At 38.9% G+C, this 13493-nt stretch carries 12 protein-coding genes and 2 pseudogenes; all 14 read right to left on the reverse strand.

Features of this window, described 5'->3' with window-relative positions; translation table 11 throughout:
• Positions 1 to 110 precede the first annotated feature (110 nt).
• A complete protein-coding gene (locus HXT45_RS04710) occupies positions 111 to 407 on the reverse strand; it encodes a type II toxin-antitoxin system YafQ family toxin (RefSeq protein WP_421781444.1) in 297 nt (98 codons plus the stop codon).
• Between the two features lie 26 nt (positions 408 to 433).
• Positions 434 to 691 (reverse strand): hypothetical protein, encoded by a 258-nt coding sequence (locus HXT45_RS04715; protein WP_018622968.1) that lies wholly within the window; start codon positions 689 to 691, stop codon positions 434 to 436.
• Positions 692 to 836: 145 nt separating this feature from the next.
• On the reverse strand, positions 837 to 3161 hold the full coding sequence (locus tag HXT45_RS04720; RefSeq protein ID WP_421782311.1) for an InlB B-repeat-containing protein: 2325 nt from the start codon (positions 3159 to 3161) through the stop codon (positions 837 to 839).
• A gap of 40 nt (positions 3162 to 3201) precedes the next feature.
• The gene (locus HXT45_RS04725; RefSeq protein WP_421781446.1) at positions 3202 to 3381 is read right to left on the reverse strand and encodes a primosome assembly protein PriA; all 180 of its coding nucleotides are present in this window, start codon (positions 3379 to 3381) and stop codon (positions 3202 to 3204) included.
• Between the two features lie 243 nt (positions 3382 to 3624).
• Positions 3625 to 3876 (reverse strand): annotated as a pseudogene (locus HXT45_RS04730) (LPXTG cell wall anchor domain-containing protein); the annotation flags it as partial.
• Positions 3877 to 4005: 129 nt separating this feature from the next.
• Positions 4006 to 4233: pseudogene (locus HXT45_RS04735) on the reverse strand (DUF3791 domain-containing protein).
• Between the two features lie 14 nt (positions 4234 to 4247).
• Positions 4248 to 4493, reverse strand: a complete 246-nt coding sequence (locus HXT45_RS04740) for a DUF3791 domain-containing protein (protein WP_421782313.1) — start codon at positions 4491 to 4493, stop codon at positions 4248 to 4250.
• Positions 4494 to 4757: 264 nt separating this feature from the next.
• Positions 4758 to 5942, reverse strand: coding sequence for an MFS transporter (locus HXT45_RS04745; protein WP_115761624.1), 1185 nt, complete (start codon positions 5940 to 5942; stop codon positions 4758 to 4760).
• A gap of 83 nt (positions 5943 to 6025) precedes the next feature.
• Positions 6026 to 6250, reverse strand: a complete 225-nt coding sequence (locus HXT45_RS04750; RefSeq protein ID WP_004132107.1) for a DUF3791 domain-containing protein — start codon at positions 6248 to 6250, stop codon at positions 6026 to 6028.
• Positions 6251 to 6259: 9 nt separating this feature from the next.
• A complete protein-coding gene (locus HXT45_RS04755; RefSeq protein ID WP_115761623.1) occupies positions 6260 to 6754 on the reverse strand; it encodes a DUF3990 domain-containing protein in 495 nt (164 codons plus the stop codon).
• A complete protein-coding gene (locus HXT45_RS04760; RefSeq protein WP_115761622.1) occupies positions 6751 to 6993 on the reverse strand; it encodes a DUF3791 domain-containing protein in 243 nt (80 codons plus the stop codon). Before HXT45_RS04760 ends, HXT45_RS04755 begins: the two co-directional genes overlap by 4 nt.
• Before the next feature lie 196 nt (positions 6994 to 7189).
• On the reverse strand, positions 7190 to 9385 hold the full coding sequence (locus HXT45_RS04765; protein WP_421781449.1) for an InlB B-repeat-containing protein: 2196 nt from the start codon (positions 9383 to 9385) through the stop codon (positions 7190 to 7192).
• A 220-nt stretch (positions 9386 to 9605) separates the two neighbouring features.
• The gene (locus HXT45_RS04770; protein ID WP_421781451.1) at positions 9606 to 11999 is read right to left on the reverse strand and encodes a DNA gyrase/topoisomerase IV subunit B; all 2394 of its coding nucleotides are present in this window, start codon (positions 11997 to 11999) and stop codon (positions 9606 to 9608) included.
• A gap of 93 nt (positions 12000 to 12092) precedes the next feature.
• Positions 12093 to 13397: an RNA polymerase sigma factor gene (locus HXT45_RS04775; protein ID WP_016635588.1), complete on the reverse strand. Its 1305-nt coding sequence runs from the start codon at positions 13395 to 13397 to the stop codon at positions 12093 to 12095.
• Positions 13398 to 13493 lie beyond the last annotated feature (96 nt).

Raw genomic sequence — 13493 nt, forward strand, 5'->3', positions numbered from 1 at the left:
TAATATAATACATGTGCTTAACAGTATTAGTTTGAATCTTCACATATTCTACAACTTACACTTTCAATAGCAACAAAATGTAACTAAACTAACAATAATCGTAATAATTATTACTTACCAAACAGATCAGAATGAGTGCCAGTGCGAGTCAAATATAATATAAGTTCATCATCTGCTATTTCGTAAACAAGCAGCCAATCAGGAGTTATATGACATTCTCGGCAACCATCATAATTACCAGTTAGTTTATGATCCTTATATTTTCCAGGAAGACTCACACCCGACGCAAGAATATCAACAACTTCTTCAAGCAAACTAATGTTATATCCACGTTTAATAGCCAGCTTCAAATCTTTTTTAAACATGCGCGACTGCGCAATACGATATTTCTTATTATAAACGCTCATAGACATTCTCGTGATTATCACTACAGTCAATCATTGTCAATATCTTGCAAAAGTTCAGCAAATGAACCGTAAGTTTTTTTATTAGTATTAGCCTTAAGCTGTTTTACTTCCTGAATAGCTTCAATAGTATCTGCATTAGGAATATCATATTTAATAACCGATTGCATATATTTAACTAAATTGTTTTTTACACTATCTCCGCGTAATTTAACTACATGCTTATACTGGTTGTAAATATTGCGATCCATAACAAATGAGCATGTAACAGTATCTTGATTAGGCATTTAATATTCCTCCCCAATTAATAACTCAAACAATAAAACCATCGATTTACAAACGATATAATTACTAAGTAGTATTACTAAGTAATTTTACATAGTAATACTACTCAATAACTTAAATTGCATCAACATAAATAATTAACTGTTTTTAATTTTCGTGAAGATGCCTTAAGTCTGCTGCCAATACCACAAGCCCAGAGAACAGCGAGGCAATTGCGGAAGCGAGAATCGTGGTTGCGGTTGAGCCAGTTTCAGGCAAATGCTTAGCAGCGTGCTTAGGTTCTGGCGTTGGCTGCGAAGGAGCTGGCGCTGGCGCAGGTTCCGGCTCTGCTTCAGCAGGCGGCAGAATCGGATCTGGAGAAACAGGGATTGGCAATTCAGGAACTGGAACTGGATTTGGCTCCGGTTCTTGTTCAGGCTCCGGAGCTGGCGGATTAGATATATACGAACTATGCACAGAAATATTGCCACGCACAGTAGTATTTCCAGTGAACTTAGTACCTTTACCATCTTTCTCAGTAAACCAACCGTTAAAAGTAAAACCAGGCTTTGTAGGATCTTTAGGCATCGACTGATTTTTCAGTTCGTCACCATTAATTGAGCTACCCTTTTGAACTGCCACAGTCGCATACGGCTTACTGTCATCGCCGTCGAAAAATGTTACAGTAGCAATCTTTCTTCTCAACACAAAAGTAACAACTTTTTGAGTAGAACTTGAGTTATCCTTATGAACCGCAATATTAAATTTCGCATCAATTGGAGCGCTATTAATATCTGCTGAATTTTCTGTCTCAACAACCCACTCATAGTTTGTAGGCGCTTCAGCAGCAGACTTTACGATGTAGTTTCCAGGAGACAAATAAGCAAAACCATTGGAAAGATAACCAGCAGCTTCACTAAGCAAAGCCGTATTTTTATTTGTTATCATTGATTGTAATGCGTTTAACTCTGGAGCTGCGCTAGACTCAGCTGACTTGAAATCACCCACAATTTGCTTATTGCCAACGTAAAGTGCAAATTGCTTACCATTCTCAATCTTGTTTTGCAAATTTTTGTATCGCACAACAAGCTGAGTAGGAATCGGTCTAAAAGTCACATAATAATGCTTGACTGTTAACTGGTTATCATCCTTATCGCGCGCGATACCGTAATCGTAGTTGCCAAAATTTTCAGTATTATCCTTGGTAAATTTGCCTCCATTAGGAGTATCAATATCGTTACTGTAATAAAGATAACCAGAGATGTTAGCGTTTTTAAGCTCTTCCATAGTTGGGCGCTTAATAGAATCTTTCTTGGGATCGCCTTCGTAGCTTAGAAGAGGCGTATACATATTTCTTACAACCTGATTATTACCAAACCTAACTTCGGAAATATTTTTCGCGTCAGACAAATCAGATAAATCCAACTTGATAAACGGTTTAGTAGAGAACTTATCAGTTTCACTAGCACTACGCTGAGGAATATTATCAGAAGCTGAAAGATTCATTGTTTTTCTGTACTTTAAATCGTCTACAAAATGGAATTGCGCACCACATTCTGGAACAAACGCGAAATATCCAGGAGCTCCAGAGGATTGTTCATGATTAAGCCCTTCATAACCAAAAATAGCTTCATTATCAGCACTCCCCTCCATAACAACATGAATAAACGTTTGATTCTTTCTCATTTGAAATTTGATATTGGTTTTATCAGCTATATTGGATCCAATAAGCCTCCCATTTACCTCAAGCTTGTATGAAAGTTTTTCGTCAGGAGCTTTATCACGATCAAAATTTACTGATCCATCTGAGTTTTTTAATTCGCGAGATGAATTGTATGGATAAAATTGACCATCACCTGTATATACACCTTCTTTATCAACACGTGGGACAAATATAAAAATATCAATTCTTCCAAGCCTGCCGCTATACGTGTTGATGATTTCATCAATACTTTTAGTATCACCAAATGCTTGACCATTCTTTACAGAAAAGTTCTTTCCATAAGACGTATAAAAATTCTTTTGAATAAAAGGTAAAGGGCTAACAGATTTTGTTTTCTTCTGAAACTCATTGACTTCAGCTTGCGTAATAACATTCGGGAACGGATTGGTTACATTCTTGTCGTTACTAAAATCGTATATGCCATCTTTATCAGGCTTAACTTCGCTATCCTTCTCGCCATTATTTGTAGAATCCGCTGACGCCCTATCATCTTTTGTTGCTTTAACTGATTTTTGTGTACTTACTTCATCGTTTTTTGGTTTACCCGCATCAGTAGGATCATTTCTTTTATCAGCTTTGTTATCGACAGTAGAACCACTATAGTCAGAGGAAGATGTCAACCTAGTTTCACCGCTAGAAGAATCAGCATTATCAAAGTTAGATTCATGACCTTCAGAATCAGACTTCTGTTTTCTAATAATTTCTTGTGACTGTTTAGAAGCATGTGACTGCGCCAAATCGCGCGACTTTGCAGATATATCATTCTGCACATTTTCTTGTGATTTTACAGATTTTTGTGACTTTGCTAAATCAACAGGGAAAGTACCTTCCCCCCCCATTAGAAAAATCAACACTAGTGACATTCTGCTTCACATCTGCTGCAGAATTATTTTCAGCAGCATTCGCAGCCTGAGCAATGCAAAAAGCGCAAGCAGCTGTAGCAATACTCATCATCGTCGTTGACAACACAATTGCAGTTTTTTTATTCATTTTCGCCTCTTTACTAAAAACTCATAAAATTACATAAATTGTACAAACAACCATTAAGCAAAGCTTAAATCCACAAAACTTATAAACACTTTTGATTATACAATAAATAAACATTAAATATAAGTAGACGCACACAATATTTGCTTGAAAGCAGATAATACGATAGCAACGAATTTCCCCCTGATATATAAAACATCAGAGGGAAATTATCAGCATTCGCTCAAAACATTCATAAATGCAATACTAATTTTTGCGTTTAGTTATTCCAGCAAGCAAACTAGAAAAACCAGCGAAAAGGGATATGATTGAAGTCACAAATGTTGAAGTTGCTGAAACACCGGTATCAGGCAAATGCTTAGCAGGAGCCTTAACATTATAAGCCTCACCAGCATCAGCAGTCTTAAAACGCTGCTCAACAGAATACTCCACCGGCTTATCCGAAGAATGAACAGGATTCAACACAGGATGCTCAACAACAGAATAAGACCAGTTCTCTTATTCATTTATCCTCTTAAAAAATAGATAACGAGATAATGTAAAAACGTATACACATTGTACGCTTTATAGTCGAAATACGAATGCAAGCATAGCAATATCACACAATCGTTTAATTTATTACAAAGGTCATGCATTAACACACATTTTAGAATTATGCATCTCATCAAGCAGATCTTGAACCAAATATCCGTCGCTCATACAATGCATATCCGAAATACCATTACGCATCAAATCTTAAGTAACAGAATGGTAAAACACGTCAAGCGCCTGCTCATAACTCAACCCAGCACGCTCAGCCAGAAGATTTACAACCCTAGCATACTTCTTTTGCAACAAAATAGGATTCGCCCTCAAAATCCATCACTCCCCTAAATGTTTGCAACACCTTTTTCGCGCATGAATGAAATAATATCGTTTGTAATATACTCTTTGCCTTGAGTGTGCAAAACGTCATAAGATGGAACAATATAAGACATAAGAATATTACTCTTCTTAGTCAAAGCATCATACGTATCGCGAGGGTCTTGATTAAGTTTCTTAGCAACATTTTCAATACAAAATATTGCAAAATCAAGCTTATCTTTGTCAAAGACTTCTTGCTTATTATCAACTATAAAACCCTCCTTTTTAAGATAAAGTACAATAGAACACTGACTACAAAGTAATAATTCTTAAAACAAGCTTTTAATACAGTTTACATCAAAAATTACACATGGAATAAGGCTTCTAACTTGATGCTATAAAACATTAATCAGAAGCCTTATTCCAATATTCTTAATTCTTATACGCGATTATATTCGAGTTTTGCGTTTAATGCTTAACTGCTAGACTTGAACATAGACAAACCAAAACCAGCAAACAATCACACAAAAATATTTTCATACTAAACTTTTGCAAGTCCGAATCAATTTCATATGCATAAACGCCATTGCAGATAGCAAAATAATCAAATATGCTGGCAGCAAAGACATAGACACGTTTTGACCAATAAACCCAAAGATTGCAGGCATTAGCATTGATCCAATATATGCGCTAGCCATTTGCACGCCAACAATCGCTTGCGATTTATCAGCTCCAAAATAATGCGGTGTGGAATGAATAATGCATGGATAAATAGGCGCACAACCTAAACCAATAATCACAAATCCTGCAACCAATGCTATATGATTTGGCAATGGCAATAACAATACAATAATGCCTAAAATCATCACTAGTTGCCCAAGACGAATCATGGTTTCATCATTAAAACGCATTGTCAAAAATCCGCTTATAAATCGTCCTGCTGTAATACCAACATAAAATAAACTTGCCCAACCCGCTGCAACAACGTGGTTAACGGACCCATACAAAACCATGTAACTACTAGCCCATAATCCTGCAGTTTGTTCAATAGCGCAGTAACAGAAAAACATTATAAAAATATTTTTAGCTCCAGGAATGCGCAAAACTTCTGCAAAAGATAGCGTTTTAGAATATTCTTTAGATATCTGAATAGGTTTTAGTAATTTATGCGATTTACGATTATTCCACAATGGCAAACTTGCAAACAATATTACAGTTAATATAACTTGAACAATAGCAATATATTGATACCCTGCAGACCATCCAAATCCGCAAGAAAGCGCAAAACCCATAACGTAAGGCCCAGCTGAAGCTCCAATACCCCACATGCAGTGAAGCCAGCTCATATGACGGCTTTCGTAGTGCAAAGCAACATAGTTGTTAAGAGCAGCGTCTACTCCTCCAGCACCAAGTCCGTACGGAATTGCCAGAAAAATAAGCACAAGGTAATTCGGCGCAAAAGAAAAACCCAATAATGACAACGCAGTTAAAGCAACAGATACAGAAGTAACTTTTCCTACGCCAAATCGCTTAGTTATTCTGTCACTCAATAGAGCAGACACAATAGTTCCTGCAGAAATAACCATTGATATTCCGCCAGCCCAAGAAATTTGCGCGCCAATATCGTGGCTCATAGTCGGCCAAGCAGATCCTAAAAGAGCATCTGGCAAACCCAAGCTAATAAATGCTAAATAGATAATTGCAAGAAGAAGGTTAATCATATTCACATATCAATTCATCAAACGAGTTATAAGTTTTTGCATTAGGATTTAGGTAGGATTAAAAAACGCCAGCACTATAACATTTACAAATTGTTTTTCTCACTAGATTCGTGCATCTCATCAAGCAAATCTTGAACCAAATATCCGTCGCTCATACAATGCATATCCGAAATACCATTACGCATCAAATCGTAAGTAACAGAATGGTAAAACACGTCAAGCGCCTGCTCATAACTCAACCCAGCACGCTCAGCCAGAAGACTTACAACCCTAGCATACTTCTTTTGCAACAAAATAGGATTCGCCATCAAAATCCATCACTCCCCTAAAAACTTACTATTTACACACTCGCTTTTTATGTATGTAAGACACAAATCAATAGCTTTCTGACTTCTAAAACATATTTGATTATTAGGCTTTTCATATTTTAGTCTGCCTAAAGCTTCAGACTTAGTAATTAAATCATCAAAAAACAATTCAAGTGTGTTATAAACCTTATCGTTTGCCACACCGCCAATTACCACTTCAAAACTACTTGTATCATTTCCAGCACGAGCACTAAGTATAAAATTAAGCCATTCTTCAGAATATGAATCAAACTTAAGAACAGATAATTCACTAAGCACATCATCGTCAAAATTATAAGAAGAAACAAACGCATCATTGCCTTTGCGAATAAATTTCTTCGCCCAATTATCAGCCTGGCTACGTATTGATGTAACGTAGAATCCTGCGCCAAAATCAACATCTTTACGCGAATGCAATACATCTGGAAATTCAACAGGCATAAAAGAACCGTGATAAACAATCATACTTTTACACCTTTTTCGCGCATGAAGGAAATAATATCGTTTGTAATATACTCTTTGCCTTGAGTGTGCAAAACGTCATAAGATGGAACAATATAAGACATAAGAATATTACTCTTCTTAGTCAAAGCATCATACGTATCGCGAGGGTTTTGATTAAGCTTCTTAGCAACATTTTCAATACAAAATATTGCAAAATCAAGCTTATCCTTGTCAAAGACTTCCTGCTTAATATCAACCATAAAACCCTCCTTTTTAAGATAAAGTACAATAGAACACTGACTACAAAGTAATAATTCTTAAAACAAGCTTTTAATACAGTTTACATCAAAAATTACATATAGAATAAGGCTTCTAACTTGATGCTATAAAACATTAATCAGAAGCCTTATTCCAATATTCTTAATTCTTATACGCGATTATATTCGAGTTTCGCATTTAATGCTTGCGGCGAGACTTGAACATAGACAAACCAAAACCAGCAAACAAAGACTCAAACAAAGACTCAAACAATGGTGCAACACCAACACCAGTATCAGGCAAATGCTTAGCAGCATGCTTAGCTTCAGGCTGCTTTTGCTGTTCCGGCTGCTCAGGCTGATCAGGAGCTGGCGCTGGCTCAAGTTCCTGCTCAGGCTCAGGAACAGGAACCGGTGTTGACTCTGGCTCTGGTGGGGTCGGTGGCGTTGGCTTCTTAGTAACAGTTACTGTGGCAGATGCTGTTGCAGTAGCGCCACCATTATCTGTTACACTAAACGTAATCTTATAGGAGCCAACTTTAGTATTATCAAAACCACCGTTATCGGTTAGCTTTACCTTACTGGTTATATCACCATCTTCCGGATCTTTAGCAGACACTATAAGACTATTCAAATCAATCGAATCGCCTTCAGTAATCGTTTTATCTTGCAAAGTAAGCGTTGGAGCAACATTCATAACAGTCGCATTCAAATCATAAATAGCATAAACTGTCATATCGCCTGTTACTGGTGTGGCAGCACTAAATTCCTTGGTTTTATCTTTACCGGTTTCGTCCGTGCTCCAACCTCTAAATGTATAACCCGTTTTAGAAGGATCAGCAGGCATAGACTGATCAGTCCACTCATCGCTATTAATAGATTTACCTTCTTGCACTTTTACTTTCGCATACTCACTGCCCTCATTCATAAAAGTAACTGTATGATCAGCTTCTTTTATCCACTTTGGGAACACAACGAATGTGTGGTTTGTAGTGCAATATTGTGTACCTAGTTTACTTCCAAACGTATTTACACCCTTGCTATCTCTAATCACAGCAAATAAATATGGGTAGGTAGTAGTTTGTTCGTTAAATGGTACATAGTCAACAGTTGTGTTATCTATTATCTTTTTATCGTCATCAAACATACGGTCATACGACGTATACGGTTTGCCGTTTTTCTTTTTAGCAACATAGAACTGCCAACCAACAAACTTGTAACCTGCTTTTGTAGGATTAGTTGTCGGGAACTGAATAACATTATCTTTTACACGAAGACGTTCAAATATATTGTCCGTGGTGTAAGTAAACTTCCAGTTACCATCAGATCGATAGTTTCCGTCATCCTTTTTTGGCTGCTCATACGAGAAACACTTATCTGCTACCGACTCATCCTTAGCATACACAATTTCCAAGGCATTTAGACGGAAATATTTATTGTGGGATTGCTTATCCTTTGCTTTGGATGGTTCCCACGTAAAATACGATACATCATCTTCAAATACAGCGGACTCATTAGCCTCAACGTTATTGTACGTAACGTAATACGGGCTTGGAATTGTGCTATTTACCACTGACACCTCGTAAGTATGGCTTGAATCATAGCTACCCAAACTTTTCGTTGCACTAGTAGCAGTATCAGGATCATAGGTGCCAGCAGTCGTCACTACCGCCTTACTGGTATCAGTTAAATCTTTTATTTGAAACTGAATATTAGCAAACGCCTTCTTTACATCTTGTCTACTTGAGCCTAGCGTAGAACCAAAATCCCAACTCTCAAAATTCAGTTGACCAAAATCGCTATTACCATTAATCAATGCATTGTTATTATCTTTGCTCATGGTTTCCCAGCAAAGACTTACTCTAAGCTCGGTTGTTTGTGTTTGAGGTTTAGGAGTTTGATTAGGACCTGGCTTACCACTAGCAAAAAGCGCTTGATTAAAAATTGTTGGTGAAATTTGAGCTTCCTCACCTTTAGACTTTGAATCAATGTTTGATTCAGTCTCTGTATCAGTATTTGCAACAGAATCTGCATTAGTATTTGCAGAAAGCTTGATACTAGACTTTACATTACTCTTGATCTCAAGCTTGGATTCAGTCTTTATATCAGACTTCGTATCAATATTTGTACCAGACTTTGATTTCACATTCTCTTCAGATTTTGCATTACCTTTTTCAGAAGAATCAGAAGACTTTATAACACTCTTATCAAAAGTATCAGTTTTTTGAGAAGAGCTATTTTCAATTGGGGGGGGGGTAGTAACTTTTGCAGTGGAAGTGCCAGAATCCACGTAAGTATCAGCAGCATTCGCAGTCTGCGCAACGCAAAAAGCGCAAGCAGCGGTAGCAATACTCATCATCGTAGTCGATAATAAAATCACAGTTTTCTTGTTCATTTTTCCCTCTTATAAAACAAATTCTAAGAAAATCAATAAATGCAAAATCCCAGACTCACTTCCACTATTGAAGCAAACCTGCATTCGCAATTATATCATAAAATCATTATAACTTAACTAAATGTCATAATGTAATTACAATTCAAAATTTGTCATACACATCATGCAATGCGAAGAAAATTACAAATATTAAGTAACTTAACGCGCAAGTAAAACAAAATCAGGTATCGATTTTGGAGCGATCGAAGTCGTCCGCGTTATCAACAATAAACTGCTTGCGTGGAGGAACGTCATCGCCCATTAGCAAATCAAATACTTCGCTTGCTTGTTGAGCATCTTCCATACGAATCCTTCTTAACATGCGAGTTCTAGGGTCCATAGTTGTGTCTGCAAGCTGATCTGCATCCATCTCACCCAAGCCCTTGTAGCGCTGAATATCGCTGTTAAAATCAATGCCCTTAGCTTGCAAATCATCAAGCTTTCCAGCCAATTCATCGTCGGAATACGTGTAAATATACTCGCCTTTGTGCTTTCCAGCGAGCGCAATCCTGTGAAGCGGAGGCACAGCAGCATAAACGTGCCCGTGCTCAATAAGCGGACGCATATAACGATAGAACAGCGTTAGCAGCAAAATACGAATATGCGCGCCGTCAACATCAGCATCGGTCATCATAACAATCTTGTTATAACGCGCTTGCGAAATATCAAAACTTGCACCCGATCCTGCTCCAACAACTTGAATGATTGCAGCGCACTCTTTGTTAGAGAGCATTTGCGCAAGACTTGCTTTTTGAACGTTCAAAATCTTACCGCGAATTGGCAAAAGTGCTTGGAAAGCAGAGTTTCGAGCAGCTTTTGCAGTACCAAGCGCAGAATCGCCCTCAACGATGAAAAGTTCTGCAACATCGTCGTTTCCAGGCTGGCAATCAGAAAGCTTCGGCGGCATAGAAGCAGACTCAAGCGCATTCTTTCTGCGAGTAACTTCCTTAGTTTTACGCGCTTGAATACGCGCATGCATCTCGGAAACAATTTTCTCTAAAACTCTAGCAGACTGCTCTTTGAATCCTCGCTTAGACCCGCTAATCATCTCGCCAAATTGAGCATCCGTCATTTTTGTAACGATTGGCTTAACTTGAGCAGTTCCAAGAACATCTTTAGTTTGACCCTGGAATTGAGGTTCTGCTATGCGAACTGTTACAACAGCCACCATTCCAGCTAGAATATCGTCTCGCTCAATCTTAGTGTTTGAATCTTTAAGATTTACTTTAAGCTTTCTAGCATTGTCTTCAACAGCCTTGCGGATTTGCTTAGTTAATCCTTGCAAGAATCCGTCAACATGCATACCTCCACCAGGAGTTTCAACAACGTTCACAAAGCTAACAATCGTTGAATCGTAGCCGTTTACCCATCGCATTGCAATGTCTACAGCGCATTTACGCGTTACTTGTTGAGCATGCAAATCTCCAGCAGAATCAACAGCTTGCGTTTCTTCCAAGTAAGTGTCTTGGCCTGTAATTCGCCAAATATCGGAGATTGCTTGACCTTTTGAAAGAAAGTCAACAAAATCTTTTACTCCACCATTGTGCAAAAATTCAACAACTCTAGGATGATGATTATTTTGCAATTCTCTAGCAGACTCACTATTTGCAACAGATTGCTCGGTGGATTCTTCGATTTCGCCATCGATTTCGCTATCTGATTCAGCTTCCGATTCGTCATCTGATTCAGCTTCTTCTGACTCCGATTCAGTTTGATTTATCTCATTATATTCACTATCTTCGGTTGCTTGCGATTCATCCTTAAACGTCAAATCATCTGTTAAATCACCAGCAGCCACATTAGCGTCATCGCCAGCACTACTATCAACTTCTTGAATATCGCTAAATTCGCCTTCTGGAACATGCTCATCAATAACAGTAATGCGCAATCCTGGAACCAAAAAACTGGTTTGACGAACTCTGTCAATCAACTGCTCGTAACTAAAGCGAGCTGTTGAATTAAAAATCTCGGGATCTGCCCAATATCGAACTCGAGTACCAGTAGTTTTTGGCGAAACCGTGCCAATAATCTCAAGCTCAGTAGGCTTGTTCTTACGCGTGCGCTTAAAAGGAGAAGCAGGAGACGGATTTGCTGGATCTGCATCGCTATACACACCAGGATGCCCCTGATGGAAAGCCATATGATGCGTTTTTCCGTCTCTATCTACTTCTACGTCTAATCGCAAGCTCAACGCATTTACAACAGAAGAGCCAACGCCATGCAAACCGCCTGCAGCGTTGTATGAAGCGTTACCAAACTTTGCTCCAGCGTGAAGCTTAGTTAAAACAACTTCAACGCCTGTAAGCTTTGTTTTTGGCTCCACGTCTACTGGAATACCACGGCCGTTATCCGCAACTTCAATAGAACCATCGTTGTGAAGAGTAACAATAATATGATTGCAAGCACCAGCTAAAGCCTCATCAACCGCATTATCAATAATCTCCCAAAGGCAATGCATTAAGCCTTGACTGTCTGTAGTGCCAATATACATGCCTGGGCGCTTGCGAACAGCGTCCAAGCCTTCTAGCACGGTCAAACTATCGGCATCATATTGCTCTTGCTCTTTAGAGACCACTTCTACCCCTTATATAAGCTAACTATTAAGCAATAAGTGTCGCATCTTAACTAAAGTAGAAACACGACACTTTTGCAATATAACGTTACAAAATCACTGATCTAAGAAGTCACGCAAGGTTTGCGACCTAGAAGGATGACGCAACTTAGACATTGTTTTAGACTCGATTTGACGAATGCGTTCGCGAGTAACGCCATACACGCGACCAATATCGTCCAAAGTCTTAGGCTGGCCATCTTCCAAGCCGTAGCGCATTTTAATAACACCAGCTTCTCTAGGAGCCAGAGTTTCCAAAACTTGCCTAAACTGCTCTTGAAGAAGCGAGAATGCTACTGCATCCGAAGGTGCGATTGCATCGGTATCTTCAATCAAATCACCAAACTCAGAATCGCCATCTTCACCCAAAGGAGTGTGCAAAGAAATAGGCTCACGACCATACTTTTGCACTTCTTGCACCTTTTCTACAGGCATATCAAGCTCGCGTGCAAGCTCGTCTGGCGTAGGCTCGCGACCCAAGTCTTGAAGCATTTGGCGCTGGACTCTAGAAAGCTTATTAATAACTTCCACCATGTGCACTGGAACTCGAATTGTACGAGCCTGATCTGCCATAGCACGCGTAATCGCCTGGCGAATCCACCAAGTTGCATACGTTGAGAACTTAAAGCCCTTCTTCCAATCAAACTTTTCTACTGCACGAATTAAACCAAGATTACCTTCCTGAATTAAATCAAGGAAAAGCATGCCCCTGCCTGTGTACCTTTTAGCAAGCGAAACAACAAGTCTCAAGTTTGCTTCTAGAAGATGATCTTTAGCTTTCTTACCATCTGCTGCAGCCCACTTAAGCTCGCGCTTGCGCTTAAACTCCATTTGGTCGATTTGCGTGTCAAGCAAATGCTGAGCATACAAACCAGCTTCGATTCTCTCCGACAAATCAACTTCCTGCTCCGCGTTAAGAAGGCTAACGCGACCAATCTGCTTTAAGTAGTCTTTAACAGGATCTGCCGTAGCTCCAGTAGCGATTACTCGACGCTTTGGGTTGCCAGAAGGCGTAAGATTATCGTCATCGTCGTCATCTCGAACAATAAAAGCGCCTTTTGCTTGAGGAACTTGCGGAGCTTCTGGCTTGTTTTCGTCCGTTTCTTCGCCGTCTTCGTCTTCAGAGATATCGTCTAGATTATTAATGTCGTCAACATCGTCCAAGTTGTCTACGTCGTCTACATCAAGATCATCGTGAATGTCATCAAAATCTTCTAAATCCATGTGATCTTCGTCTGGATCCATTGGCGCATCAACATTAGCATCAACGTCTTGAGCATCAACGTCTTCATCAATCTTAAAGTCTTGTTGTTCTTCTTTGCTCGTCTTGGAATCGACACTTGCTTTATTTTCGCTCGCCAAACTTTTCCTCCTGTAGATTCCCCGCTAACACAAAGTAATCCGCCAAAATAGGGTATTTAATTTTGCTATACCCTAAAGGCACTCTACTATACCATA

It is taken from the genome of Gardnerella sp. DNF01199S (assembly GCF_049244155.1).
Classification (GTDB): Bacteria; Actinomycetota; Actinomycetes; order Actinomycetales; family Bifidobacteriaceae; genus Bifidobacterium; species Bifidobacterium piotii.